Origin of the sequence: Bradyrhizobium tropiciagri (genome assembly GCF_018130545.1) — a bacterium.
GTDB lineage: Bacteria > Pseudomonadota > Alphaproteobacteria > Rhizobiales > Xanthobacteraceae > Bradyrhizobium > Bradyrhizobium tropiciagri_A.
This window is the reverse complement of sequence record NZ_JAFCKF010000009.1, coordinates 279,048-304,673: the sequence shown is the minus strand read 5'-3', so window position 1 is coordinate 304,673 and position 25,626 is coordinate 279,048. Positions and strand designations below refer to the sequence as shown.

At 65.5% G+C, this 25,626-nt stretch carries 23 protein-coding genes; 13 read left to right on the top strand and 10 right to left on the bottom strand.

The genetic code is table 11. The features are described 5' to 3' along the window. Positions 1 to 155: 155 nt before the first annotated feature. From JQ616_RS33310 to JQ616_RS33280, 7 genes are all read right to left on the bottom strand, one after another. Complete coding sequence (locus JQ616_RS33310; protein ID WP_212022166.1) at positions 156 to 902, bottom strand: ABC transporter ATP-binding protein; 747 nt, start codon at positions 900 to 902, stop codon at positions 156 to 158. Next, positions 883 to 2,682, bottom strand: a complete 1,800-nt coding sequence (locus tag JQ616_RS33305) for a branched-chain amino acid ABC transporter ATP-binding protein/permease (protein ID WP_212022164.1) — start codon at positions 2,680 to 2,682, stop codon at positions 883 to 885. The genes JQ616_RS33310 and JQ616_RS33305 overlap by 20 nt, the downstream gene beginning before the upstream one ends. Beyond that, positions 2,682 to 3,539, bottom strand: a complete 858-nt coding sequence (locus JQ616_RS33300) for a branched-chain amino acid ABC transporter permease (RefSeq protein WP_212022162.1) — start codon at positions 3,537 to 3,539, stop codon at positions 2,682 to 2,684. Before JQ616_RS33300 ends, JQ616_RS33305 begins: the two co-directional genes overlap by 1 nt. A gap of 18 nt (positions 3,540 to 3,557) precedes the next feature. Beyond that, entirely contained in the window at positions 3,558 to 4,754 is a 1,197-nt protein-coding gene (locus JQ616_RS33295; RefSeq protein WP_249137572.1) for an ABC transporter substrate-binding protein, read from the bottom strand. 162 nt (positions 4,755 to 4,916) lie between these two features. Further along, entirely contained in the window at positions 4,917 to 5,900 is a 984-nt protein-coding gene (locus tag JQ616_RS33290; protein ID WP_212022160.1) for a hydroxyacid dehydrogenase, read from the bottom strand. Between the two features lie 12 nt (positions 5,901 to 5,912). After that, positions 5,913 to 7,769, bottom strand: a complete 1,857-nt coding sequence (locus tag JQ616_RS33285; RefSeq protein WP_212022158.1) for a TRAP transporter large permease — start codon at positions 7,767 to 7,769, stop codon at positions 5,913 to 5,915. Between the two features lie 7 nt (positions 7,770 to 7,776). Continuing rightward, the gene (locus JQ616_RS33280) at positions 7,777 to 8,808 is read right to left on the bottom strand and encodes a TRAP transporter substrate-binding protein (RefSeq protein ID WP_212022156.1); all 1,032 of its coding nucleotides are present in this window, start codon (positions 8,806 to 8,808) and stop codon (positions 7,777 to 7,779) included. A 186-nt stretch (positions 8,809 to 8,994) separates the two neighbouring features. Here JQ616_RS33280 and JQ616_RS33275 point away from each other — a divergent pair, with 186 nt between their 5' ends. The 9 genes from JQ616_RS33275 (at position 8,995) to JQ616_RS33235 (ending at position 18,454) form a co-directional block, all read left to right on the top strand. Continuing rightward, positions 8,995 to 9,741 (top strand): FadR/GntR family transcriptional regulator, encoded by a 747-nt coding sequence (locus JQ616_RS33275; protein ID WP_249137570.1) that lies wholly within the window; start codon positions 8,995 to 8,997, stop codon positions 9,739 to 9,741. A 370-nt stretch (positions 9,742 to 10,111) separates the two neighbouring features. Next, entirely contained in the window at positions 10,112 to 10,843 is a 732-nt protein-coding gene (locus tag JQ616_RS33270; protein WP_212022152.1) for a cytochrome c biogenesis CcdA family protein, read from the top strand. A 127-nt stretch (positions 10,844 to 10,970) separates the two neighbouring features. Continuing rightward, positions 10,971 to 11,435, top strand: coding sequence for a DoxX family protein (locus tag JQ616_RS33265; protein ID WP_212022150.1), 465 nt, complete (start codon positions 10,971 to 10,973; stop codon positions 11,433 to 11,435). A gap of 88 nt (positions 11,436 to 11,523) precedes the next feature. Continuing rightward, on the top strand, positions 11,524 to 13,314 hold the full coding sequence (locus tag JQ616_RS33260) for a thioredoxin domain-containing protein (RefSeq protein WP_212022148.1): 1,791 nt from the start codon (positions 11,524 to 11,526) through the stop codon (positions 13,312 to 13,314). A gap of 290 nt (positions 13,315 to 13,604) precedes the next feature. Further along, positions 13,605 to 13,868 carry a BufA2 family periplasmic bufferin-type metallophore gene (gene bufA2, locus JQ616_RS33255; RefSeq protein WP_212022147.1) on the top strand — a complete coding sequence of 88 codons (264 nt, stop codon included), beginning with the start codon at positions 13,605 to 13,607 and terminating at the stop codon, positions 13,866 to 13,868. 168 nt (positions 13,869 to 14,036) lie between these two features. Then, entirely contained in the window at positions 14,037 to 14,885 is an 849-nt protein-coding gene (gene bufB / locus JQ616_RS33250; RefSeq protein ID WP_212022416.1) for an MNIO family bufferin maturase, read from the top strand. Further along, the gene (locus tag JQ616_RS33245) at positions 14,882 to 15,667 is read left to right on the top strand and encodes an HvfC/BufC N-terminal domain-containing protein (protein ID WP_212022145.1); all 786 of its coding nucleotides are present in this window, start codon (positions 14,882 to 14,884) and stop codon (positions 15,665 to 15,667) included. The genes bufB and JQ616_RS33245 overlap by 4 nt, the downstream gene beginning before the upstream one ends. A 342-nt stretch (positions 15,668 to 16,009) precedes the next feature. After that, positions 16,010 to 16,669, top strand: a complete 660-nt coding sequence (locus JQ616_RS33240; RefSeq protein ID WP_249137567.1) for a hypothetical protein — start codon at positions 16,010 to 16,012, stop codon at positions 16,667 to 16,669. 96 nt (positions 16,670 to 16,765) lie between these two features. Then, positions 16,766 to 18,454, top strand: coding sequence for a SulP family inorganic anion transporter (locus JQ616_RS33235; protein WP_212022142.1), 1,689 nt, complete (start codon positions 16,766 to 16,768; stop codon positions 18,452 to 18,454). A gap of 284 nt (positions 18,455 to 18,738) precedes the next feature. Here JQ616_RS33235 and JQ616_RS33230 read toward each other — a convergent pair whose 3' ends face one another. Both JQ616_RS33230 and JQ616_RS33225 read right to left on the bottom strand, forming a co-directional pair. Then, positions 18,739 to 19,131: a hypothetical protein gene (locus JQ616_RS33230; protein WP_212022140.1), complete on the bottom strand. Its 393-nt coding sequence runs from the start codon at positions 19,129 to 19,131 to the stop codon at positions 18,739 to 18,741. Positions 19,132 to 19,330: 199 nt separating this feature from the next. Continuing rightward, positions 19,331 to 20,755, bottom strand: coding sequence for an FAD-binding oxidoreductase (locus tag JQ616_RS33225; protein WP_212022138.1), 1,425 nt, complete (start codon positions 20,753 to 20,755; stop codon positions 19,331 to 19,333). Positions 20,756 to 20,865: 110 nt separating this feature from the next. Between JQ616_RS33225 and JQ616_RS33220 the strand changes: the two genes are divergently transcribed. After that, entirely contained in the window at positions 20,866 to 21,381 is a 516-nt protein-coding gene (locus tag JQ616_RS33220; protein ID WP_433996026.1) for a thioesterase family protein, read from the top strand. A gap of 15 nt (positions 21,382 to 21,396) precedes the next feature. On the opposite strand, the gene JQ616_RS33215 is transcribed toward JQ616_RS33220, so the two are convergent. Next, positions 21,397 to 21,570 carry a DUF1328 domain-containing protein gene (locus JQ616_RS33215; RefSeq protein WP_024580088.1) on the bottom strand — a complete coding sequence of 58 codons (174 nt, stop codon included), beginning with the start codon at positions 21,568 to 21,570 and terminating at the stop codon, positions 21,397 to 21,399. A gap of 282 nt (positions 21,571 to 21,852) precedes the next feature. Here JQ616_RS33215 and JQ616_RS33210 point away from each other — a divergent pair, with 282 nt between their 5' ends. The 3 genes from JQ616_RS33210 to JQ616_RS33200 all read left to right on the top strand — a co-directional run bounded on the left by JQ616_RS33210 (position 21,853) and on the right by JQ616_RS33200 (position 25,526). Next, positions 21,853 to 24,366, top strand: coding sequence for an ATP-dependent helicase (locus JQ616_RS33210; protein ID WP_212022136.1), 2,514 nt, complete (start codon positions 21,853 to 21,855; stop codon positions 24,364 to 24,366). Between the two features lie 63 nt (positions 24,367 to 24,429). Then, on the top strand, positions 24,430 to 24,843 hold the full coding sequence (locus tag JQ616_RS33205) for a hypothetical protein (RefSeq protein WP_212022134.1): 414 nt from the start codon (positions 24,430 to 24,432) through the stop codon (positions 24,841 to 24,843). Further along, a complete protein-coding gene (locus JQ616_RS33200; RefSeq protein ID WP_212022132.1) occupies positions 24,840 to 25,526 on the top strand; it encodes an OmpA family protein in 687 nt (228 codons plus the stop codon). Before JQ616_RS33205 ends, JQ616_RS33200 begins: the two co-directional genes overlap by 4 nt. Positions 25,527 to 25,626: the final 100 nt, after the last annotated feature.

Sequence of the window (25,626 nt, the reverse complement as noted above, 5' to 3'; positions counted from 1 at the left end):
CTTCCCGATCCGCTGTCCGTTGGCTGGCTCCGGCGCATCCTAGCACAATCGGGAGGCCCGCCGCATGAGGCCCCATGAAGCCAGAATCGGCGCCGAGCGCCAAGCCTTACCTTTAACCAAGCCTTACCTTCAAGCGGGGCGGGGATATGGCGGCCTCAGGCGCCCAGGGCGTGGCTCTCGTGGCCGAAATAGGCGCGTTCGAGCCGGTGCGGCAGGTCGTTTTCGCCGGTCGGTGCCTCCAACGCGATTCCCCCTTGCACCAGGGCGTAGACCCGATCGGCCGAGGCCAGCGCCTTTTCCAGCAATTGCTCAACCAGCAGTACGGACGTGCCCTGCTGGCGCAACCGACCGATCACATTGAGGACGCGATCGACCAGCACCGGGGAAAGCCCTGCCGACGGCTCGTCGAGCATCAAGAGCCGCGGGCGGCGGACCAGGCCCTGGGCCACCGTCAGCATCTGCTGCTGCCCGCCCGACAGCGCGCCGCCGCGCTCATGCCGCTTCTCGGCGATCTCCGGAAAGAACGCCAACGCCTCTTCGATGCGCACGGCACGCTCGGCGCGCGGCAGGTCGTAGCCGGCGAGCAGCAGATTGTCGGTGACCGAGATCTGCGTGAACACCCGATGTCCCTCGATGACATGCACGAGCCCGGCGCGCGCGGCATCGCGCGGCGTGGCATTGGTCATGTCGCGGCCGCCGAACCGGACCTGCCCGGCAGTGACCGGCAGCAGTCCCGACATCGCCCGCAGCAGCGTGGTCTTGCCGGCGCCGTTGGGACCGAGCAGCGCAACCACTTCGCCGGCGGCGATCGTCATGTCGATGCCGTGCAGCACGCGGATCTTGCCGTAGCCGGATTGCAGCGCGGTCACTTCAAGGAGCGGTTCAGCCGCCGAGGTAAGCACTGACGACCTCCTTGTGGACGCGGATCTCCGCCGGCGTTCCCGCCGCCAGCGTGCGGCCGAGATTGAGCACGGTGACCTGGTGGCAGATGTCGAAGATCAAATCGGCATGATGCTCGACCAGCAGCACACCGGTGCCGCGGCCGCAGACCGCCTTGATCAGGGTGGCGAGCCGCTCGATCTCGTCATTGGAGAGGCCGGCGGCGGGCTCGTCGAGCAGCAGGAAATCCGGATCGAGCATCAGGGCGCGTGCGATCTCGATGAAGCGCAGCTCACTGTGCTGCAGGCGATCGGCGCGCACATCGGCGAGCGCCTCCAGCCCGACCACGCCGAGCAGCGCGCGCGCCTTCGCGGCCAGCATCCGTTCGTCGGCACCGTTGCGCGGCAGTGCGAGCATCGCCTCGACGAAATTGGCCCTGCCCTCGATCGAGCCGCCGATCATGACGTTCTCGAGCACCGAGGCCTCGCCGATCACGCGCGGCGTCTGGAAGGTGCGCGCGATGCCGCATGCAGCGCGCTTGACCGGCTGGCCCGCGGGCAATGTCGCGTCGCCGAGTGTCATGGTGCCGGCCTTCGCGGCGTAATAGCCCGAGATCACGTTCAGGGTCGTGGTCTTGCCGCTGCCGTTCGGGCCGATCAGGCCGTGGATCTGGCCCGGCGCGACATCGAGGTCGAGGCCGTCGATCGCCTTCACATTGCCGAAGCTCAGCGCGATGCCGCGCAGTTGCAGCGCCTTGCCGCCGTCGCGCCGGCGCACGATGTCGGCGAGCGCGGCCGGACGCGGCACAATGGCGCGGTTGCTGGCAAGCGGACGGCGGTTACGGAAATCAAGCAGCGCCGCGATGCCGCCGGGCATCACCAGCACGATCAGGAGCAGCAGCACCGCGTAGAGGAAGGTCGACCACGACGCCAAGGGCGCTGCGATCTCGGGCAGGATGGTCAGGATGATGGTGCCGAGCATCGGCCCCAGGATCGAGCCGCGGCCGCCGATCAGGATCGCGATGAAGAACAGCACCGACAGATCAAAGGTGAAGGCGTCGGGCGTGATGTAGGTCTGCAACGTCGCGAACAATCCGCCGGCGATCGCCGCCAGCGCACCGGCGAACAGGAAGATCGCGATCAGCATGTTCGGCTTGGAGATGCCGCTGGCCTCGGCCGCGACCTCGGCATCGCGCACCGCAATCAGGGCGCGGCCGAAGCGACTGCGCGCGATGTTGGCGCTCATCCAGGTGGTGAACGCGGCGAAGCCGATGCAGAGACCGTAAAAGCCCCACGGCGTGTTGAACGGCGCCGGGAATTCCGGACCTGATATGCCGATGCCGCCGCCTGTCACGCTCTGCCAGGCCAGCGCGATCTGGGTCACGATGGTCGCAAAGCCCAAGGTCGACATCGCGAAGTAGAAGGTACGCAACCGCAACGCCGGCAGGCCGACGATCACGCCGAACACCGCGCCGATCAGGCCTGCAACCGGCAAGGCGGCAAACACCGGAATGGCCGGCATCACATTGCCCGCGACCAGCACGCTGGTCGTGTAGGCGCCGAGCGTCAGCAGTGCGACATAGCCGATCGCGAGATGGCCGGCAAAGCCGACCACCAGATTGAGGCCGGACACCAGCACCCAGTAGATCGCGGCACGGGTGCCGATCAGCACCCAGTAATCATTGCTGACGAAAGGCAGCAGCGCGGCCGCGGCCAGAATGCCGAGGAACGGCAGGACGTGCGGCAGCGCGGCGCGCCAGGCGCCGCTGTCGGTTCGGGGCGGAGCGGCTGCGACCGAGCTCATCACACCCTCCGCGCGGTCGAGGCGCCGAACAGTCCCTGTGGAGCTGCGAGCAGCACCACGATGAATAGCGTGAACACCGCGACCGAGGAGAAGATGCCGCCGACCAGGAAGTTCGCCGCCTGCTGGAACAGGCCGAGCGCCAGCCCGCCGATGATCGCGCCCCTGTTGTTGCCGAGCCCGCCCAGCGCCACCGGCACGAAGCCGTAGAAATTCAGCAGCGCGCCATTGGCGAAGAAGGCGAGCAGCAACTGCCCGCCGGAAAATCCGGCGATGCCGCCGACCATTCCGGCGAGCGCGTAGCTTGCGACGCGCAGATTACGCTCCGGCAGGCCAAGCGCCCGCGCCGCGAAATTGTCCTCCGCGATGGCCAGGAACGCGCGACCGACCAGGGTGCGGCGGTAGAGATATTCGAGGCCGATGATGGTGACGGCGCAGGCGACCACCGGCAGCCAGAACTTCTCATCCAGCACGCCCTCGCCCAAGCCCACGATGCGCGGGAACGGCTGCGGCTCGGTGCCCCATTTGATCGCCGTGACCTGCTGGATCATCAGCGCGACCGCCAAGGTCGAGAGCACGTAGAGATGCTGGTCGAGGCTCTTGAGCACCGGCCGCACCGCGACGAATTCGGTGATGATCCCGATCACCGCACAGCAGGCCAGCGTCAGCACGAAGCCAACAGCGATCGGCAGGCCGAGCTTCAGCGTGAACATCGAGCCGAACACGCCGCCCAGCATCGCCAGCTGGCCGGCGGTGAAGCTCATCACCCGCGACGTCGAGAACATCGTGTTGTAGGTGACGCCGACCAACGCGTAGATCGCGCCCGCCGCGAGACCGGATGCAAGGATCGAGGCCAGCATCGGCTGTGCCCTCGCCCTTTATGTATACCCCGGCGCCAGCGCGAAGGTGCCGTTCTTTGCCGTGCTCGATTCCGACATCACGATCTCTTCGGTCAAATATCCGTTATGCTCGGTCGGCGAGAAGCGATAATTGCCGAAATAGCCGGGATAGGTCGACAGCGAGTTCCAGTACTTGATGATCCCTGCGCTATCGGTCGAGCCGCTTTCCGCGACCGCCTTGGCGATCAGCTCGATGCAGTCGATGCCGCCGGCGACCCACCACAGCAACGTATCGTTCAGCGCGATATTGGCCTTGGTCAGCCGCGCGACCAGATCCTCGCTCTTCGGCGGCAGCTTGCCGGCGCTGTCATAGCTGCAGCTCTTGTAGCCGATCGCATAGACCTTCTTCCAGTTCTCCGGTTTTGCGACGAGGCTCGCAAGCTCACCCGACGCCATCGAGGGGTGGCCGACGAAGGGAACGTCCCAGTTCATCGCGGCGCGGGTGTTGAACATGCGCGCCTCCATGCCGGTCGAGACGCTCCACACCACGATCGCCTCGGCGCCCGCATTCTTGGCGCGCAGCATGTCCGGCGTCATGTCGGGCTGCGTGGAATCGACATTGGCCTGATAGGCCACCTCGGCGCCGTCCTTCTTGAACGCCGCGACGGAGGCACCGACCGCGGTGACGCCATAGCCGGTGGTATCGCCGATCACGGCGACCTTCTTCACCTTGAGGATCTTCAGGCAATAATTGCGGACCGCATCGTCCCACTGGCTGTTCGACGGCGCGATGCGGAACGCATTGGGGAACTTGACCGGATCGATCAGGGTCTCGACCACACAGGGATGCAGGTCCGGCATCTTGGCGCGCGCCATGATCGGCGTCGTCGCCAGCGCCTCGCCGGAATTCAGCGGCCCCCAGATCGCGTGAACCTTGGCCTGGCTGATCAGCTCCTGCGTGGCGTTCACCGCCTTGGTCGGATCGCCCTGGGTGTCGCGCATCACGAGCTCGATCTTGCGGCCCTTCACCCCGCCCGAGCCGTTGATGGCGTCGACCGCGAAATTGACGCCGCGGTTGAAGCCGACAGTCGGCGCCGAGCTCGGCCCGGTGATCGCGGCGAGACAGCCGATCTTGATCGGTTCCGATTGTGCGATCGCTGGAGCGGGGAAGGAGAACGACGCGGCGCCCAGTGCACCGGCGCTGCCCAATAAAACGTCACGGCGTGAAATGGCCATGTGATGCACTCCCTGTTTCCTTCCGGCGCCCGTCGTTTGCTGCGGGACGTCCGTTCATTGATTATCCGCGCGCTCAGCGGCCGCGGTTTGACGGGCTCAAGTTTGAGCTGGATGTAAAGGTCTTGTCCAGCCCTTCCGATAGCATTAGGCGTTGCCGAACTTTCATGGCCGCGGCCGCCGCGTCCAGTGCGCGGCATTGACCGCGCCGACGGGAATCTCGCCGGCGACGATCTTCGCGACCTGGCGCACGGTCTCCGACGATTGATGCTCGATGGCTTGTGGCGTCAGGCCGCCGACATGCGGCGTTGCGATCACATTGCCGAGCTTTGCGAGCTCAGGCGTCGGCATCTGGTCCGGCGCGCGGCCGACATCCAATGCGGCACCGGCAATCCGGCCATCGCGCAGCGCGGCCGCAAGTGCCGCCTCGTCGACGAGGTTGCCGCGCGACAGGTTGATGAAGAACGCGTGCCGCTGCATCCGCGCCAAGGCCGCTTGTCCGATCAGGTTCTCGGTCTCTGCATTGGCGATCGCCAGACAGACGACATAGTCCGCGCGCGCCAGGAGATCGTCGAGTGGCAGATGTGCGATCGCTGGATCGTCGATGGACGCATAGGGATCGGCGACCAGCACAGTCATACCAAGCGCCTTGGCAAGGTTCGCAAGATAGCGCCCGATGCTGCCATAGCCGATGATGCCGACCGTGCTGCCCGCGAGCTGGCGGCCCATCACGACCTCAGGCGCCCTGCCCGCGTGATAGTCCGCAGTCGCCCGCGAAACACCGCGCGACAGATCGACCATGAAGCCGAGCGCGAGCTCGGCGACTGACTGGACGAAGCCGGCACTCGCTTGCGTCACCAGCACGCCGGCGGCGGATGCCGCGGCCACATCGATGTTACGGATATCGACCGCGCAGCGCACGAAGGCGCAGAGCTTCGGCAGAAGCGGAAAGATCTCGCCCGGCCCCTGGGTCGTGCGATCGGCGACGATGATGTCGACGTCGGTGGCGGCCTTGACCAGCGCCGCCGCGTCGAGCGCCTCGTTACCTTCATGCAATCTGACGTCGGCGACCGCGCGCAGGCCGCTCAGGCTACGCTCGCCATAATAGTCGCGGCGCATCTGCGGGGTATGGGCAAGCAACACCTTCACGCGTCCACTCCCCTAATAGCCGAGCGCATGCGGCAGGGCCGTGCTGATCGCCGGCACGAAGGCGATCACCAGCAGGCACAGCAGCAGCAGGCCGAGATAGCCTGCGATCGGCTTGATGGTCTGCTCGATCGGCACATTGCCGATCAGGCAGGCCCCATAAAGCCCGAGCCCAAGCGGTGGCGCAAACAGCCCGAGCCCCATCGCGATCACAAGCACGACACCGAAATGCAAGGGATCGATGCCGAGCTTGACCGCGACCGGCAGCAGCAGCGGGCCGAAGATGATCAGCGCCGCCGCGCCCTCGAGCACCGAACCCATTACCACCAGCACCAGGATCGACAGCAGCATGAACAGCCAGACGCCGTGGCTGCCCGAGATCGCCAGCATGAGGTCGCCGACCGCGTGCGGCACCTGTTGCAAGGTCAGGATGAAGGCCAGCGACTGCGCCGCGGCGACAATGAACAGCACCAGCCCCGAACGAACAGCCGATTGCACGAAGCAGTGCGCGAGGCTCTTCGCGCCGAGCTCGCGGAACAGGAAGCTGCCGACCGCGATGGCGTAGACCGCGGCAAAGGCCGAGATCTCGGTCGCGGTGGCGAAACCGCTCTTGAAGCCGAAGAAGATCATGAAGATCAGCCCGAATGAGGCGATCGCGCCGGTCCACAGCCCCGACACCGCCGCGCGTGGCTCGGCTTCCTCGTTCGCGGCCGGACGCTTGCCGAACACGATCGACACCGCGATCAGCGCCAGCGCCATCAGCGCGGCCGGCAGCATGCCGGCGACGAACAGTCCGCCGATCGAGAGATTGGCGACGAAGCCGAGGATGATGAGGTTGATGCAGGGCGGAATGGTCTCCGCCATCACAGCGGAGGCCGCGAGCAGCGCGACGGCGCCGCCCGGATTCTGCCGCGAGCGGCGCGCCGCCGGGATCAGCACCGAGCCGACCGCGGCGACGTCGGCCATCTTCGAGCCGGAGATGCCGGAGAACAGCACCATCGACATCACCATCACGACGTTGAGCCCGCCGCGCATCCGCCCGACCGCGCGCTGCAGCAGTTCGATCAGCCGCACCGACATGCCGTTGGCTTCCATCAGATAGCCGACGAGGATGAAGAACGGGATCGCCAGCAGCACGAAATTGTCGATGCCGCGCGCCATCTGCTGGGCGAAGATCACGCCGGGCAGCGTGCCCTCCACCCAGATGAAGATCAGCGCCGCCAGCGCCAGCGCGAAGCCGATCGGCAATCCGCCGAACAAAGTGAGGAAGAAGCCGATCAGCATCAACGCCTGCGACGACGGAACCGACGACGGCGCGAACGCATCCCAGGCGAGATAGAGGCCGACGATGACTGCGGTCGCGACGATGCCGGACACCATGTCGCGCAGCGGCCGGCCGCAGAACGTCTCGATGGCGAACACCGTCATGAAGGCTGCGCCGACGCCCATCGGATAGAACGTCCACTCCAGCGGCAGGCCGGAACCCGAGGTCTGGCCGGTGGTCAGCCAGCCCATCTTGACGGCGTTGAACGCGACGTAGGCCGCAATGATGGTGACGAGCAGCGCCCCGACCGCGTCGACGACGCGCCGCACGCCCGTCGGCAGCATGTCGACGAAAAAGGCGACGCCGAGATTCTCGCTGCGAGCCAGCGCACTGGCCGCGCCGAAGAAGCTCGACCCGACCATCAGGCCGCGGGCGACGTCGTCCGACCACTCGACCGGCGCGTTGAACAGGAAGCGAGCCAGCACCGAGACACAGACCACGATGAGATCGGCGGCGAGCAGGATCGCGGCGATCGCATCACTGATGGCGAGCAGCGGCGCCGTGATCCGATCGGTGCTGCTTCTCGTCGCGACTGCGGCGACTGACATGCCGGCCTCAGGCTTGACTAGAGCGGATCAGATCGACGACGGCCTTCGCCTCGGGCCGCGCCTTGATGAAATTGTCGGTCTGCGGCAACACGCGCTTGCGGAATGCGTCCTTGTCGCACTCGACGACCGTGACGCCCTTCTCGGCCAGCGACGCCAGCGCCTCCTTCTCCACCGCGAGGCCGTGGGTGCGGGTCTCGGCCGCGGCCTTCTTTGCGGCATCGAGGAACCCCTCGCGCAGCTTGGGATCCATGCGGTTGAACGTGGTGTCGCTGAAATAGACCGCGAGCGGCGAGAAGATGTGCTGGGTCAAGGCGTAGTTTTTTGACGTCTCGTAGAACTTGCTGGCCAGGATGGTCGGCGGATCGTGCTCGAGGCCGTCGAGCACGCCGGCCTGCAGCGCCGTATAGATTTCGCCGAACGCGAGCGGCGTCGCCGCCGCACCCATCAGCCGCAGACATTCGGTGATGATCGGGTTGGGCAGCGTGCGGATCTTCAAGCCGGCGAGATCCTCCGGCGTCTTCACCGGCTTCTTCGACAACACGCTCCGCGCGCCGAAATTGTAGGCCCAGGCGATGATGCGGATGCTGCCGCCCTTGAGCAGCGCATCCTCGATCGGCTTGGCCGCGCCGGCGTCGAACGCCTTGGTCTGCTGCTGGAAGCTGTTGAAGAGGTAGCCGAGGTCGAACGTGCCGACCAACGGCACGAGATTCGCCGAGATCGACGAGCCCGACACCATCAGGTCGATGACCCCGAGCTTCACCGAATTGATGACGTCGATCTCCTGGCCGAGCTGGTTGTCGGGGAAGAACGTGACCTCGATCTGCTCGCCGAGCCCGTTCGCCTTCAGGCTCTTGACCAGATTGTCGTAGTAGACGCGGCCGTTGGCGTATTTGGGATCGTTGGGGAGCGACGACGAGCACCGCATCTTCATGGTCGCGGCCTCTGCGCGGCCGATGATGGCAGGCGCGGCGGCAAGCCACGCGGCAGCGGTGACCGACGACTGCAGCACAATGCGGCGGCTCACGCGGTTCGACGTCATGATGGTGCTCCTCCCCAGGAACGGACCTTGTCGGTCACGGATCTTGTTGGTCTTGGCGTTCTCTTGGCCGCTGGTGCCGGTCGGTGCCAGCTTGGCAGCGCTTTTGTCATAATGTATGACAAATACGATACGGTTGTGCAAGAGGGCGCGGAGGCGACGCTGGCACCAACCGCAGCGAGGCTTCCAATGTTCCAGACATCCAACGCGTTGCGCCGGAGTGTGCACAGCCAGGTCACCGACCGGGTCGGCAGCAGCATCGTGCGCGGCGAGATCGGCGTCGGCGAGACGCTGCCGCCGGAAATGCAGATCTGCGAGATGATGGACGTCAGCCGCACCGTGGTGCGCGAGGCGATCCGCACTTTGACCGGCAAGGGCCTGATCGAGTCGCGGCCGAAGAGCGGCACGCGGGTGCGGCCGCCCGAGCAGTGGAATCAGCTCGATCCCGACGTGCTGCGCTGGCACCTCGAGAGCGCCGAGATCGATCGCTATCTGGCAAAACTGTTCCAGCTGCGCTCCGGGGTCGAGCCCGCCGCGGCAGCGCTGGCGGCGACCCATGCCGGGGAAGACGACATCGCCCGCATCCGCGCCGGGTGCGACGGCATGGATGCGGCGAAGACCAATGAGGAGTTCGTCGCCGCCGATATCAAATTCCACCAGGCGATCTATTTCGCGACCCGCAACGAGTTCTTCTGGCCGATCGCCCAGATGTTCGAGATCACGCTACGTCAGAGTTTCACGATCGCCGCAACCGGCTCGCACCGTCCACGCGCGCTGATCGAACACCGCGCGGTGCTCGACGCGATCGTGGCCGGCGATGCGGAGGCCGCGCGCGCCGCCACAGTAGTGCTATTGGCGCATTCCGCCGACGATCTGGTGCGGATTCGCGGCCGCGAGTTCGAGACGGCGGCGCCACGGGACGCGCGCAAGCGGTGATGGGCGCACAGCTTTCGCCTCATCGTCGTCCCTTCGAAAGCAGGGACCCATACGCCGCGGCGGGTGCTGCGAAAGGGACTCGACATTCCGGCATCGCGCGATAATCGGCACCGGTGGTTATGGGTCCCTGCTCCCGTGCGCAATTGCGCACTAGGCAGGGACGACATCGAATATGTTGCGCGGCCGCTGAAATTGCGCACCGGAGAATGACGGAACCATATGCCGCCCAGCAGCCGGATGCCGCCCGCCTTGGTCTACCCGCCCCCGCACACGGGCCTGTGACCATAGTTGAATGCCTGGCTGCCGAAACTTCTGGATTGTTGGCCGCGTAGACGCCAAGACAGACCAGCTATTCCGCGAAGGTTCTTTGATGCACGACGTCTCGATTCCGGCAGCCTTGATTGCCGGCCTGGTCAGCTTCCTGTCGCCCTGCGTGCTGCCGCTGGTGCCGCCCTATCTGATCTATTTGACCGGGGCGACCATCGAGCACGTCAACCAGGACGGCGCCACCGCGGCGTCCAAGCGCGCGGTGATGACCGCGGCGCTGATGTTCGTGCTCGGCTTCTCCACCGTGTTCGTCGCGCTCGGCGCCAGCGCGTCCATCGTCGGCGGGCTGGTGCGCGCCTGGTCGGCCGAGCTCTCGATCCTGGCCGGCATCGTCATCATCATCATGGGCCTGCACTTCCTCGGCGTGACCCGGATCGGCCTCCTGATGCGCGAGGGGCGGCTGACCGCACCCAAGCCGGTGGGGCTGTGGGGCGCCTATGTCATGGGCCTGGCGTTCGCGTTCGGTTGGACCCCGTGCATCGGACCGATTCTCGCGGCGATCCTCTCGATCGCGGCCGCGGAGGCCACGGTGACCAAAGGCGCCGGCCTGCTCGCGGTCTACTCCGCCGGGCTCGGCATCCCGTTCCTGCTCGCGGCCTTCATGGTCAAGCAGTTCTCCTCGCTGTTCGCGCGGATGAAACGCCATCTCGACACCGTCGAGCGCGTGATGGGCGTGCTGATGGTGATCACCGGCATCGGCTTCCTGACCGGCGCCGTCTCCGGCGTCAGCGTCTGGCTGCTGGAAACCTTCCCGGCGCTGCAGAATATCGGCTAGCGGCGTAACAAGCCCGCCATAACAAGCGAAACTCCTGCCAAGACGCGGCCGTAACTTTGGCTCGTGTCGTTTGCCGCCGTTATCGCCGACGCAAACGGCGCGGCGCGATATTCGGGAGGGGTTTCGCATGAATTTCATCGTCAACCTGCTGATTCTGCTGCCGGCCCGGATCGCCTCGCATTTTTCCTGGGCCGGGCCGCTGATCATGCGGCTCGTCGTCGGCTACACCTTCATGCTGGCCGGCTGGGGCAAGCTCAACAACCTCGCCCAGGTCACCGAGAACTTCGTCGGCTGGGGCATTCCGTTCCCGAACATCCTCACACCCTTCGTGTCCAGCGTCGAATATTTTGGCGGCCTGATGCTGATCTTCGGCCTGTTCACCCGCATCCCGGCCGCGATGCTTGCGGTGGTCATGATCGTCGCGATCAAGTCGGCGAAGTGGGGTGATGTCGACTCGCTGGAGACGCTGCTCGGGTTCGAGGAAGCGACCTATTTCGCCGCCTTCATGTGGCTTGCGATTGCGGGTCCCGGCGCCGCCTCGCTCGATCGCCTGCTGGTCAACCTGACGGCGGGCCGGAAGGAGCCGATCTGAGCGGCGCCCTCACAATCCCGTGACGTGGCGAGCCCCGGACCCAATCGACGCGTAGCTGGCACAACCACGCGCTGACCGAGGGCTTGCCATGTCGACCGTCCGCCTTGCCGCCATTCTCGCCCTGCTGATCGCATCGCCTGCGTCGGCGGCCGACGGCCCGGCATGGAGCGACTGGAGCCACGATCTGTTCGCGCGCGCCACGACCGAGAAGCGCTTCGTCATTCTCGATCTCGAAGCGGTGTGGTGTCACTGGTGCCACGTGATGGAGAAGACGACCTACGCCGACCCCAAGGTGCAGGAATTGCTGTCGGCAAGATATCTCCCGGTTCGGGTCGACCAGGATGCCAATCCGGATCTTTCGAGCCGCTACGGCGACTGGGGTTGGCCCGCCACTATCGTGTTCGCGCCCGATGGCACCGAGATCGCCAAGATCAGGGGCTACATCGAGCCCGAACGGATGCAATCGCTGCTCAAGGCGATCATCGACGATCCCTCGCCGGGCCCATCGGTCGGCGAGGCCTTCGAAATCAAGCCCGCCGCGTCGGCCTTTCTCGGCAAGGCGCAACGCGCTGAGCTGACCAAAACGTTCGACGAATCCTATGACGAGAAGCTCGGCGGCTGGGGCGAGAACCAGAAATATATCGACGCCGACAGCCTCGACCTTGCGATCAGCCGCGCCGAGGCCGGCGACGCCACCGCGACGAAACGCGCAAGGCAGACGCTCGATGCCGCGATCGCGCTGATCGATCCGGCGTGGGGCGGCGTGTTCCAGTATTCCGAGGCCGGCTCATGGAGCCATCCGCATTTCGAGAAGATCATCTCGTTCCAGTCGCAATATCTGCGGCAATACAGCCAGGCCTATGCGCAGTGGAAGGATCCGAAATATCTCGCCGCCGCGCGCAATGTCGCGCGTTACCTCACGGATTTCATGCTGAGCCGGGACGGCGCCTTCTATGTCAGCCAGGACGCCGACCTCAATCACGATGTCGACGGCCACACATACTATGCTCTCGCGGATGCCGAGCGCCGCAGGCTTGGCCTGCCGCGCATCGACAAGAATCTCTACGCACGCGAGAACGGCTGGGCGATCTCCGGACTGGCGGCCTACTACAATATCACCAACGATCCGAAGGCACTGACGACGGCCGAGCGCGCAGCACGATGGGTGCTCGCCAACCGCGCACTGCCGGATGGCGGCTTCCGCCATGGCGACAAGGATCGCGGCGGCCCCTTCCTCGGCGACACCGTCGCGATGGGACAGGCCCTGCTCGATCTCTACGCCGCGACCGGCAATCGCGACTGGCTGACAGCAGCGACCAAGGCCGGCAATTTCGCCGCGACGTTCCGCGACGACGCCGGCGGCTTCCTCACCTCGAAGACGTCAGAAGGACAGACGGGCGTGTTCGCAAAACCTGCAAAACTGATCGACGACCAGATTCAGGTCGCGCGCTTCATGAACATGCTCAATCGCTACACGGGCGACGACCGCGGCCGCGAACAGGCCGCGCATGCGATGCGCTATCTCGCGGCCGCGTCCGCCGAGATGCCGCGTCCATTGCCCGGCGTGCTGCTCGCCGACGAGGAACTGGCAGTCGAGCCGACGCATGTGACGATCGTCGGACACAAGGACGACGGCCGTGCGCAGGCCCTGCACGTCGTCGCGCGTGCCCTGCCCGCCCGCTACAAGCGACTCGAATGGCTCGACCTGCGCGAGGGCAAGCTGCCCAATGCCGACGTCGACTATCCCGATCTCGGTGAGCCCGCAGCCTTTGCCTGCAGCAACCGCATCTGCTCGTTCCCTGCGTTCAATGCCGCGGAGCTGGAGGCCAATGTGCGCCAGATGGCCAAGCTGAAACCGGCGCGTGCTGCCCAGAACTAGCCGATCGACCTGTTGTGCAACGCAACGGAACAACGATGAACCGCCGCCGCGCGACATGAATGCATCGCCCAACCGGCCGGTTCGAAAATTTTCTTCCGAAACCGTGTAACCAAATCGCCGGAGCCCCGTAGCTGATTCCGGACGAGCATTCAGACCGCGGCAGCCGAGCCAAACCTCCTGCGATCCGACTGCTTTCCGACCACTCGTTGTGCGGTCTGGGGATCGATCGATCATCGGATGCTCACGGCGCCACGCTGACTGCATTCAAAACAAACACCGAGGAGATCGTCATGAAGTTGAATTCGAAGTCCGGCGCAACGCTTGCCGTCGCTGCGGCCACCATGTTCCTCGCCGGCTCCGTGGTTTCGACCACCTCGACGCCCGCGAACGCCGCCATGGGCAAGTGCATGGCCGGCAATGCCTGCAAGGGCCAGAGCGCCTGCAAGGGCGGCGCCAATTCCTGCAAGGGCCTGAATGCCTGCAAGGGCACCGGCTTCTCGATGAGCACCGAGAAGCAGTGCGCCAAGCTCGGCGGCTCATACGTCAAGGGTTGATCGCCCGGGGCGAACTCGCGTGATCGGCGGGGCGCGGTGTAGGCCGGGCCCCGCTTTCATGATAATTTCCGGACCTCGGCACCGCGATTGCGGAGCCAGCGATGTGGAGGCGCCATGAACGTCGCGAGCCGATTGCCCGACCGGCCGATCGCGTCGGCGGAGCGCCCGATGACATCAGCCAGGCCGGCCTTCCTCGGCTTCGGTCTCGGGCTGCGCGCGCAGCATTACGACGAGATCCTGAGCGGCAATCCGCCGATCGACTGGTTCGAGGTGATCAGCGAAAACTACATGCTGCCGGGCGGCCAGCCGCTGCGCATCCTCGACCGGATTTGCGAGCGCTATCCCGTGGTGATGCACGGCGTCTCGCTGTCGATCGCTTCCACCGCGCCACCGAACTTCGCGTATCTGCAGGGCCTCAAGGACCTCGCAACGCGCGTGCAGCCGAAATGGGTGTCGGACCATCTGTGCTGGACCGGGGTGCACGGCAAGAACCTGCACGATCTGCTGCCGATCCCCTACACGCAGGAGGCGCTCGACCATGTCGTCAGCCGCGTGCAGCTGGTGCAGGACTTCCTCGGCCGCGCCATCGTGCTGGAGAACGTCTCGACCTATGTGCAGTTCAACAATTCCGAGATGACGGAGTGGGAATTCCTCTCCGAGCTGTCGCGCCGTTCCGGCTGCTGGTTGCTGTTCGACATCAACAATGTCTATGTCAGCGCCTTCAACCACGGCTATGATCCGATGACCTTCCTCAACGGCATTCCGGCGGATCGCGTGGTGCAATTCCACATGGCGGGCCACAGCCATATGGGGACGCACATCATCGATACGCACGACCATCCGGTGTGCGAGGATGTCTGGGACCTCTATGTTGCGGCCTTGCAGCGGTTCGGACGCGTCTCGACCATGATCGAGCGCGACGACAACATCCCGCCGCTCGACGAATTGCTGATCGAGGTCAGGCGGACCCGCGAGATCGCGGAGCAAAACCTGCCCGCGAGAGCGCCGACGCAATGAGCGACTTCGCGCGCCAGCAGAGCGAGTTTCAGCGCGCCATCCTGACCGATGACGGGAGCATCCTGTCCGAAATCCTCGACAGCCCGCGGGAGACGCGCGACACGCTATTCGGCGTCTACCGCCATGCCTACGGCTCGCGGCTGGTCGAGGCTGTCCGCAACGACCACGAACTGCTGCATCGCTTTCTCGGCGACGAGATGTTCGACGACATGGGTCATGCCTACGTCAAGGCACGGCCGTCCGAGCATCCGAACCTGCGCTGGTTCTCGCAAGGCTTGCCGGAGTTCCTGAGATCCACCGAGCCCTACAGCAGCCATCCCGTGCTCGCCGACCTAGCCGCGCTGGAGAAGGCGTTGAACGACGCCTTCGACGCCGGCGAAGGCGACGTGCTTGCTCTCGAGGCCATGGCCGGTTTCGCGCCCGAGATGTGGAACGAGCTGGTGTTCCGGCCGCATCCGAGCGCGGCCCGGATCGACCTGACCACCAATGCCGTCGCGATCTGGATGGCATTGAAGAACGACGAGACGCCGCCCGATGTGGAGACGCTCGCCGAGCCCGCGCGCGTCCTGACCTGGCGCCAGGACACTACGCCGATGTTCCGCGAGCTGCCGGCGGAGGAAGCGATGATGTGGGACGAAGCCTCCGGCGGCATTCCGTTCGGCGTGCTCTGCGAGATGCTTGCGACCTATGACGATCCCGACAATGCGGCGGCGCGCGGCGCCGGCTACCTGCATGGCTGGATCACGGCGGGACTGCTGACGGCGGCATCCATTCGCGAATAGGGACGCGGCAGGCCGCGATGAAAGGCATCTCGACATATCGCGTGATCGCCGCAGCGATGCTGATCGCCGCCATCATCCTCGGCATCGCATCTTGTCATGTCGAGGCGCAGTCCGAGTTCATGCGCGGCAACGGCATGCCCTACGACGCCTTCGACCGGTTGTCGAAGACCGATCTCGACGTGCCCGGCGGCACCATCCATGTCGCCTTTGCCCCCGGCGACATGACGTTGCCCAAGGACACGATATTCGACTGGATCAAGGCCCCGCGCGGTCTCGATCTATTATGGCCGGTTTCCCGTCAGCTCGCTGCGGCTGCTGCTGGTCCCGGTCGACGGCGCGCGCGTGCGCGGCGGCACCACCTGGGGCTATCGCGGCGCCGCGATCCGGTTGCCGATCGGCCGCGACGCCGGCGCAGACGATCTGAAGCGCGACTGGGTGATCGTCCACGAGATGGTGCACACCGCCCTGCCCGACCTCGACGACCGCTATGCCTGGCTGTCGGAAGGGCTCGCGGTCTATGTCGAGCCGGTCGCGCGGGTGCAGGCCGGCGATCTCACGGCGCAGGAGATCTGGCAGGCGATGATGCGCGACATGCCCAAGGGCCTGCCGCAGGCCGGCGACCAGGGCCTCGACAACACCGATACCTGGGGCCGCAAATACTGGGGCGGCGCGATGTTCTGCCTGTTCGCTGACGTCGAGATCCGCAAGCGGACCGGCAACAAATTCGGGTTGCAGGATGCCATGCGCGGCGTGCTCGCCGCCGGCGGCAACCATGAAAAGGACTGGCCGATCGCACGTGTGCTCGCGACCGCCGACAAGGCCGTCGGCGTCGATGTGCTGGAGCGGCTGCACAGCGAATGGGGGTCAAAGCCGGTGACACCCGACCTCGCCGCACTGTGGCGCGACCTCGGCGTCACGCTGCAAGGCGACGGCGTCACCTTTGACGACGGCGCGCCGCTGGCGGCGGTCCGAAAGGCGATCACGGCCGCGCCTCCGCACTAGCCGGTGCCCTTCGCGGCCGCACAGCCCAACTCCACTGGCTTTTGGCCGCGCGATGGCGGACTATCGGCGAATCGCCGCAGTCTGCTTGGGAGACCGATGGCCGAAGTTCATCCGACGCGCGCCAATTGGCCGATCTTTCGTTCGCTCAAGGCGTTCCGGCCGAGCGACCTGCCGGGCGACCTGATCGCCGGGCTGACGCTGGCAGCGATCGCGATCCCCGAGCAGATGGCGACCGCCCGGCTCGGCGGCTTCTCGCCGCAGATCGGCTTCTTCGCCTTCATGGCGGGCTCGCTCGGCTTTGCGATGTTCGGCGCCAACCGCTTCCTGTCCTGCGGCGCCGACTCCACCATCACGCCGATCTTCGCAGGCGGTCTGGCGCTGATGGCGACGGCGGGCTCGCCGGACTATCAGGCGTTCGCGATGGCGCTGGCGCTGATGGTCGGCGCGATCATGATCGCCGGCGGCCTGTTCAAGCTCGGCTGGATCGCCAATCTGCTGTCGACGCCGGTCACGGTCGGCTTCCTCGCCGGCATTTCCGTCCACATCCTGGTCTCGCAACTGCCCGGCGTGCTCGGCCTGACCACGCCGGACGGGCCGACGCTCTACAAGCTCGGCGTTCTCACCGAGAAAATCGGCGAGACCAATTTCTACACGCTCGTGATCGGCCTCGGCGTGCTGGCGCTGGTCGCCGGATCGGAGAAGATCAGCGCACGCATCCCCGGCGCGCTGATCGGCCTTGTCGTCGCCACCATCGCTGTGATTGCCGGTCATCTCGAGAGCAAGGGCGTCAAGGTGGTCGGCATTGTGCCGGGCACGCTGCCAAAGCCGTCATTTCCGGACATCGCGCCGGAGCGATGGATCAAGCTGCTGTCGCTGGCGATCCTGATCGCCGTCGTCGTCATGGTGCAGACCGCGGCGACGACGCGCTCGTTCCTGTCAGATCCGAACAAGCCGGCCGACGTCGATCGCGATTTCCTCGGCGCCGGCGCCGGCAGCGTTCTGTCCGGGTTGTTCGGCGCCTTTCCCGTCAACGCCAGTCCGCCGCGCACCGGCATTGTCTCGGAGACCGGCGGACAGACGCAAATCTCGGGGCTGTTTGCCGCGGCCATTGTGCTCGCGCTATTGGCATTCGGCGCGACGCTGCTGCAGCACGTGCCTGATGCTGCGCTCGGCGGCGTGCTGCTGTTCGTCGCGCTGCGCATCATTCGTGTGAAGCAGATCGTCGCGATCTTCCGCCAGTCGTTCTACGAGTTCCTGCTGGTGGCGGCGACGGCAGCCGCGATCATCGTGCTGCCGATCGAGCAAGGTGTCGCGGTCGGCATCGCGCTGTCGCTGCTGCATGGCATCTGGACCACGACGCGAGGCCAGCTGGTGGAATTCGTCCACGTCCCCGGCACCACGATCTGGTGGCCGACGGGCCCGCACGTCACCGGCGAGCGCAAGCCCGGCATTGCCGTCGTCGGCCTGCAGGCACCGTTGTCGTTCCTCAATGCGGAAGGTTTCCACAGCGGCGTGCTCAAGATCATCGGCGGGGCGACGTCCAAGCTGCATCTGCTGGTGATCGAGGCCAGCGGCATGATCGAGATCGACTTCACCGCTGCGCAGGCGCTGCGCGATCTGTTTCGCGAATGCCGCGATGACGGCGTGACGGTGGCGGTGGCACGGCTGGAATCCACCCGCGCGCAGGACGCCTTCGAGCGCTTCGATCTCTACCAGGCACTGCAACGGGACCACGTCTTCCACAGCGTCGATGAGGCGGTGCGTACGCTCGGTGGGCAGGCGTAGATTTAATGAAGTCGTAGCCCGGATGAAGCGCAGCGTGATCCGGGATCCCCTCGAACGTCGACGAACAGCCCCGGATTTCGCTTCGCTCCATCCGGGCTACGGAACCGGGTAAGCGTGCGTCTACGCGATTTCGGAATATTGGAAAAATACGCGTGAATTGCCCGACGTGTCAAGTAGCTGGTCGAACGCCGGCCACCGCCGGCTACTTTGCATGGGGTTGTTTTCGATATTTTTGGCAAAGCGAGACCGATGAGGCTGATTTCAAACGGCTCGGGTCGCGCGACTCACGCCTGCTCACCCTCCAGCGTCGGATGCTCCTTCAGCACCTCCGCCTTGATCGAGCCCGCGTGGATGGCGCGGAACAGCGCCCGCCCGGTCTTGATGTTGTTGGCCTTCATGCACAGACCGACGATCTCGCGCACCGCGGAATCCCGCACCAGCTCGTCGGAGATCTTCATCGCGGTCTCCATCGCGGCCTTGGCGGCACGCTCGTAGCGATCGCGCTCGATCTGCTGCTGGTTCGGCGAACGCTTGCCGGGCGAGCCGATCGCCTCGGCGCAGCCGGCCGCATCGCGGCAGATCGCACGAATCCTGTGCGCAGCCTCGATGTCGCCGAGCGGCTGCGCGACGGGATCGTCCCAGATATCCTTACGCTTGACCTTGTTGAACAACCACATTGCCGTGCCTCGAAAGCGTGGCAAGCATAGCTGGCCCTGGTGCAAGCTGTGAATGGCAGAGTCTGCGCGACGCCGAGCAAGCGGTGAACTATGGCGTTGAGGTCACACCAAATTGGTCGCTCCGTGCGCGATGCGCGCCCGAAGCGAGAAGCCGTGATCACACTGCGTCACACATAGCGGGCAAGAAAGTGCTCCGCGCTCAGGGCGCAGGAACGATCTTTCCGGGATTGAAAATGTTTTGCGGATCCAGCGCGAGCTTGAGCGCCCGCATCGCGTCGAGCGCCTCGGGGCCAAGCTCGGCCTTCAGATATTTCTGCTTGCCCTGGCCGATGCCGTGCTCGCCGGTGCAGGTGCCGTCCATCGCCTGCGCGCGCTCGACCAGGCGATGCATGAACTCCTCGCCGCGCGCCATCTCGTCCTTGTCGTTGACGTCGCAGAGCAGCGAGCAGTGGAAATTGCCGTCGCCGACATGGCCGACGATCGGCGACAGCAGATTGAGCCGCTTCAGATCGTCCTCGGTCTCGGTGACGCAGTCGGCAAGCCGCGAGATCGGCACGCAGACATCGGTTGCGACAACGCCAATGCTGTCGCCGGGACGCAGCGCCTTGACGGACCAGTAGGCGTCGTGCCGGGCCTGCCACAGCTTGGTGCGGTCTTCCGGCTTGGTGGTCCAGGTGAAGTCGCCGCCGCCGCATTCGGCGGCGATATCGCGGAAATTCTTCGACTGCTCGGCGACCTCGACCTCGCTGCCGTGGAATTCCAGCAGCAGCAGCGGCGTTTCCGGCAGCGACAGTTTCGAGTAGCTGTTGCAGGCCTTCACCTGTGCGGCATTGAGCAGCTCGATACGGGCGACGGGGATGCCGGTCTGGATCGCGAGGATCGTGGCCTGGCAGGCGCCGGCCACGGTCTCGAACGAACAGGCAGCGGCCGCGATGGTGTCGGGGATGCCGCGCAGGCGGATGGTCAGTTCCGAGATGATGCCGAGCGTGCCCTCGGCGCCAACGAACAGATGCGTCAGGTCGTAGCCGGCCGACGACTTCTTGGCGCGGGTGCCGGTCGTGATGATCTCGCCGTCGCCGCGCACCACTTTCAGCGCCAGCACGTTCTCGCGCATGGTGCCGTAGCGCACCGCGTTGGTGCCGGAGGCGCGGGTCGAGGTCATGCCGCCGAGCGAGGCGTCGGCGCCGGGATCGATCGGGAAGAACAGGCCCTGGTCGCGCAGATGCTCGTTCAGCGCCTTCCGCGTCACGCCGGGCTGGATCACGCAGTCGAGGTCCTCGGCATGCACCGCGAGCACCTTGTTCATGTCGCGCAGATCGATGCAGACGCCGCCGGCGGGCGCGTTGACCTGCCCTTCCAGGGACGTTCCGGTGCCGAAGGCGATGACGGGCACGCGGTTGGCCGAGCAGATCCGCACCACGTCCTGGATGTCGGCGGTTTCCTGCGCCGTGACGACCGCGTCCGGCGGCTGGTTCGGCAGCCACGTGGTGGTATGGGCGTGCTGTTCGCGCACCGCTTGCGACGTCACGAGCCGGTTGCCGAACCGCGCCGCCAGCGCGTCGATCGTGCGCTTCAGGGCTTGCGGCTCAGGTCGCGTCAGATTGCTCGAAATCGTTGTCGCCACGTCAAAATTCCTCCCGGCTTTAGCCGACCGTGGCAAAGCTTGTATAAGGGGTCAAGAGAGCCTGACTTGAAAAAAGTTCATGCTCAGACGCCAACAGACCGGGATGGGAGATGACTTCAGTGACCGCCAGCGAGATGCCGCTTCCATCAGCCCCGTTCAAATCGTCGGTGATGCAGATCGACCCGCAATGGATCGATTACAACGGCCATCTCAACATGGCCTATTACAACGTGATGTTCGACCGCGCCATCGACGAGATGTGGCTGCAGCTCGGCATCGGGCCGGCCTACATGAAGACGCGGCACTGCTCGACCTTCACCGCAGAGTGCCACGTCCGGTACTTGCGGGAAATCCATCTCGGCGATCCCGTGCAGGTTTCGGTCTTCCTGCTCGGCGCCGACGAGAAGCGGCTGCACACGTTCGAGGAGCTGCGCCACGCCACCGAGGGCTGGCTGTCGGCGACCTCGGAAAACCTCACGCTGCATATCGACATGGAGGCGCGCAAGGTGGCGCCATTTCCGCCTGATATCCGCGCCCGGGCGCAAGCGATCGTTGGGAGTTATGCGGGCGTTCCGCGTCCCGAGGGCATCGGCCGCAACGTGGCGATGCCCTCGGCGAAGGTGTGATCGATCGAACGCCCGCTAGACACGTGTTCGGCCGCGCGCCAATCCGACCACCGCCGACACCAGGAACAGGATGATGGCGATGAAGAAGATCGCCTTGGCGATTTCGATCGAGGCGCCGGCAATGCCGCCGAAGCCCAAAACGCCCGCGATCAGGGCGATGACCAGGAATGTGACGACCCAGCTCAACATGATCAAACCTCTCGCTTCGTTTCGTTGCGCGGCCCCTCGGTCCAGCGCTGCACCTGTTGAAACAATCCAGCGGGGAAACGCTGGTTCCTGAGCGCGAAACCGCGAAATTTTCGCCGATTCCAGGAACCGGACCTGCTGTGCACTGCTGCCAAAACCGTTCCTGTCGGCCGCGATAAAACCTGTCAAAACGGCCGATCAGGCCCTATATGCCCCTCAATCCCTGTTAAGAAGGCTCCCCTTCACCGTCCCGCGGTGCCATCGTGGGGCTGAGACGATTCGCCAATGACCGAGCCGAGCAAATTGCCCCATCACGGCGTTCCCGAGCACCAGCCGGTGGCTGGCGGCATCGCCGCGCGTGCGCGGGCAGCCGCGGGTCCGCAATATCTCCAGGGCCTCAATCCGGAGCAGCGCGACGCGGTCGAGACGCTCGACGGCCCCGTGCTGGTGCTCGCCGGCGCCGGCACCGGCAAGACGCGGGTCTTGACCACGCGCATCGCGCATATCCTGAGCCAGGGCCGCGCACGGCCGCAGGAAATCCTGTCGGTGACCTTCACCAACAAGGCGGCGCGCGAGATGAAGCTGCGGCTCGGCCAGATGCTGGGCCAGGCGGTCGAGGGCATGCCGTGGCTCGGCACCTTCCATTCGATCGGCGGCCGCATCCTTCGCTTTCATGCCGAGCTGGTGCAGCTCAAATCCAATTTCACGGTGCTCGACGTCGACGACCAGGTGCGGCTCTTGAAGCAGCTGTTGCAGGCCGAGAACATCGACGACAAGCGCTGGCCGGCGCGGATGCTGGCCGGCCTGATCGACAGCTGGAAGAACCGCGGACTGCTGCCGTCGCAGGTGCCGGCGGCCGAGGCTGCCTCGTTCGGCAACGGCAAGGGCGGCAAGATCTACGCGACCTATCAGGAGCGACTGAAGATCCTCAACGCCGCCGATTTCGGCGACCTGCTGCTCGAGAACATCCGCCTGTTCCGCGAAAATCCCGACGTGCTGCGGCAGTACCAGAATCGCTTCAAGTTCATCCTGGTCGACGAATATCAGGACACCAACGTCGCACAATATCTGTGGCTGCGGCTGCTGTCGCAGGCGCCGGCGCGACAGGGTCTTCCGATCTCGGCAATCATTCCCGGAGCAACCGACGCTGAGCCGGCGCAGGAAGACGCCACCGCGCAACCGGCGCTAGCTCCGCCGTCCGCGCCGCCGCGAAACATCTGCTGCGTCGGCGACGACGATCAGTCGATCTATGGCTGGCGCGGTGCCGAGGTCGACAACATCCTGCGCTTCGATCACGATTTTCCTGGTGCCAAGGTGATCCGCCTCGAGCGCAACTATCGCTCCACCGGCCACATCCTGGCCGCGGCCTCGCATCTGATCGCGCACAATGAGGGCCGACTCGGCAAGACGCTGCGCACCGAGGATGTCGACGGCGAGAAGGTCACCGTCACCGGCTCCTGGGACTCGGAGGAGGAAGCGCGCGCGATCGGCGAGGAGCTCGAGGAGCTGCAGCGATCCGGCGAGAACCTCAACGATGTGGCCATCCTGGTCCGCGCCTCATTCCAGATGCGCGAGTTCGAAGATCGCTTCGTCACGCTCGGCCTGCCCTACCGCGTGATCGGTGGTCCCCGATTCTACGAGCGCGCTGAAATTCGCGATGCGCTGGCCTATTTACGCACCATCAATTCGCCGGCCGACGATCTCGCCTTCGAGCGGATCGTCAACGTGCCCAAACGGGGGCTCGGCGATGCCACCGTGCAGCTGCTGCACGACCATGCCCGCAAGCGCCGCATTCCGCTGTTCGAGGCGGCGCGCGCCATCGTCGAGACCGACGAATTGAAACCGAAGGCACGCGGCTCCCTGCGCGACCTCGTGATGCAGTTCGACCGCTGGCGTGCCCAGCGCGAGGTCACCTCGCACACCGAGCTCGCCGAGATCGTGCTCGACGAGAGCGGCTATACCGAGATGTGGCAGAAGGACCGCTCGGCCGACGCCGCAGGCCGGCTGGACAACCTCAAGGAACTGGTGCGTTCGATGGAGGAATTCGAGAACCTGCAAGGGTTTCTCGAACATATCTCGCTGGTGATGGACCGCGACGGCGAGGCCGGCGACGAGGCGGTGTCGCTGATGACGCTGCATTCGGCGAAGGGCCTCGAATTCGACAACGTGTTCCTGCCGGGCTGGGAGGAAGGCCTGTTCCCGAGCCAGCGCACGCTGGACGAACAGGGCCGCGCCGGCCTCGAGGAAGAGCGCCGCCTCGCCCATGTCGGCCTGACCCGCGCGCGCCGCCGCGCAAAGATCTATTTCGCCACCAATCGCCGCATCCATGGCACCTGGTCGACCACGATCCCGTCGCGCTTCCTCGACGAGCTGCCGGCGCACAATGTCGAGATCACCGAATCCAAGGGCGGCTCCGGCTGGGGCGGCAGCGGCGGCTATGGCGCCTCGCGCTTCGACAACCTCGAATCATTCGGCTCGAGCTACTCGACCCCGGGCTGGCAGCGCGCCCAGGCCAACCGCAATCGCGGCGGCGGCGGGCGTAGCGGCGGCTTCGAGGAGCGGCAGTCCTCTTTTTCCTCTGATAACTTCAATCGCACCAAGCGCGGCCCCATGGTGATCGAGGGCGAGCTGGTGGCGAAGTCCACGGGCACGACGTCGGAATTTTCGCTGGACGATCGGGTGTTTCACCAGAAATTCGGCTACGGCCATGTGGTGAAGATCGACGGCAACAAGCTGACCATCGCCTTCGAAAAGGCCGGCGAGAAGAAGGTGGTCGACAGCTTTGTGGAGCGGGTGTGACAGAGACGCCTTGCCTGTTCGTAGCCCTTGACCCCAGTTGATTTCACGGGTTGAGATGGTCGCATGGTCCGGGGTGGGTTTTTCCTTTTCGTCATCGCGCTCACCGCGCCGTCGCTGGCGGTCGCGGAGACGATGAGCTTTGGCGATTCCGCAGCGCAGCTGGCCAAGGCCTGCGGCGCTGATATCACCGCGAACTGCCGCGGCGTCAATCTCGACTCCTCCCGCCTCAAGGAATGCCTGTCGCGCAACCGCGACGTGATCTCGCCGCAGTGCAAGGAGAGCTACTTCTCCACCCTCGATGCGATCCAGAAGCGGATCGCGGCGCGCGTCACCGTCGCCAACGCCTGTACCCGCGAGATCGTCAAGGTCTGCGGCGGCTCGACCAAGGAGACCAGCAAATCGGTCCCATGCCTGGTCGGCGCCAAGGGCCTCAGCCGCAATTGCACCCAGGCGATCAATGACGCGGGGTATCAATGATGCGCCCGTCGACGCGGAGCCTGCGCGGCATTGGCCCTTTGGGCCTGTTGAGCGCGCTCGTCTTGCTGGCGGTGCCGTCCGCGCACGCGCAGACCGCCGTCACGCGCGACGACATCATCACCAAGCTGAATCATTACGAGACGGACACCGAGATCGATGTCCCGGCGCTGCGCCAACAGGTCGCCGAACGATCGAAGTCGCGCTCGAAGAACGAGCCGCCGCCGCAGAAGCGCCCGCCGATCGCGCCTGATCTGACCAAGCTGCCGACGTTCAATGCCGATATCGCATTCGACGTCGACACGCCGATCGTGCTGCCGGACTCCTACCAGACTGTCGGGCGCATCGCCGATGCGCTGACGCAGTCGTCGCTGCTGCCCTACACCTTCCTGATCGTCGGCCACATCGAATCGACCGGGCGGCGCGAAAACAACGTCCTGCTGAGCCAGCGGCGCGCCGACGCGATCCGCGACATCCTGGTCAACACCTTCAAGATCACGCCGAAGCGTCTGCAGTCGGTCGGGCTCGGCGAAGAGCAATTGCTCGACCCCGCCCGCCCCAATGCGCCGGTCAACAACCAGGTGCAGATCATGCTGGTCGGCAAGCTCGCCGACACCGCGCCGCCCGCGCACCCTGCCCCGGCGGCGGCGGCCAAGAAGCCGGCGAAACCCGCGAAGAGGCATTAGCGCGGCCCTTCCGCCACACCGCAGAATGAATTTTCTGCTCCGGCGGGTGATTGCAGAACGGAATATGCGTCCCTATCTGGGCTGAACCCGCATCACGCCC

Coding starts and splice junctions, on each gene's coding strand:
- JQ616_RS33210 (WP_212022136.1), top strand. CDS start 21,853: ATGACCGAGCCGAGCAAATTGCCCCATCACGGCGTTCCCGAGCACCAG.
- bufB (WP_212022416.1), top strand. CDS start 14,037: ATGACATCAGCCAGGCCGGCCTTCCTCGGCTTCGGTCTCGGGCTGCGC.
- JQ616_RS33215 (WP_024580088.1), bottom strand. CDS start 21,570: ATGTTGAGCTGGGTCGTCACATTCCTGGTCATCGCCCTGATCGCGGGC.
- JQ616_RS33270 (WP_212022152.1), top strand. CDS start 10,112: ATGCACGACGTCTCGATTCCGGCAGCCTTGATTGCCGGCCTGGTCAGC.
- JQ616_RS33275 (WP_249137570.1), top strand. CDS start 8,995: ATGTTCCAGACATCCAACGCGTTGCGCCGGAGTGTGCACAGCCAGGTC.
- JQ616_RS33300 (WP_212022162.1), bottom strand. CDS start 3,539: ATGCTGGCCTCGATCCTTGCATCCGGTCTCGCGGCGGGCGCGATCTAC.
- JQ616_RS33220 (WP_433996026.1), top strand. CDS start 20,866: ATGACTTCAGTGACCGCCAGCGAGATGCCGCTTCCATCAGCCCCGTTC.
- JQ616_RS33205 (WP_212022134.1), top strand. CDS start 24,430: ATGGTCCGGGGTGGGTTTTTCCTTTTCGTCATCGCGCTCACCGCGCCG.
- JQ616_RS33285 (WP_212022158.1), bottom strand. CDS start 7,769: ATGTCAGTCGCCGCAGTCGCGACGAGAAGCAGCACCGATCGGATCACG.
- JQ616_RS33230 (WP_212022140.1), bottom strand. CDS start 19,131: ATGTGGTTGTTCAACAAGGTCAAGCGTAAGGATATCTGGGACGATCCC.
- bufA2 (WP_212022147.1), top strand. CDS start 13,605: ATGAAGTTGAATTCGAAGTCCGGCGCAACGCTTGCCGTCGCTGCGGCC.
- JQ616_RS33245 (WP_212022145.1), top strand. CDS start 14,882: ATGAGCGACTTCGCGCGCCAGCAGAGCGAGTTTCAGCGCGCCATCCTG.
- JQ616_RS33235 (WP_212022142.1), top strand. CDS start 16,766: ATGGCCGAAGTTCATCCGACGCGCGCCAATTGGCCGATCTTTCGTTCG.
- JQ616_RS33280 (WP_212022156.1), bottom strand. CDS start 8,808: ATGACGTCGAACCGCGTGAGCCGCCGCATTGTGCTGCAGTCGTCGGTC.
- JQ616_RS33260 (WP_212022148.1), top strand. CDS start 11,524: ATGTCGACCGTCCGCCTTGCCGCCATTCTCGCCCTGCTGATCGCATCG.
- JQ616_RS33200 (WP_212022132.1), top strand. CDS start 24,840: ATGATGCGCCCGTCGACGCGGAGCCTGCGCGGCATTGGCCCTTTGGGC.
- JQ616_RS33265 (WP_212022150.1), top strand. CDS start 10,971: ATGAATTTCATCGTCAACCTGCTGATTCTGCTGCCGGCCCGGATCGCC.
- JQ616_RS33305 (WP_212022164.1), bottom strand. CDS start 2,682: ATGAGCTCGGTCGCAGCCGCTCCGCCCCGAACCGACAGCGGCGCCTGG.
- JQ616_RS33295 (WP_249137572.1), bottom strand. CDS start 4,754: ATGGCCATTTCACGCCGTGACGTTTTATTGGGCAGCGCCGGTGCACTG.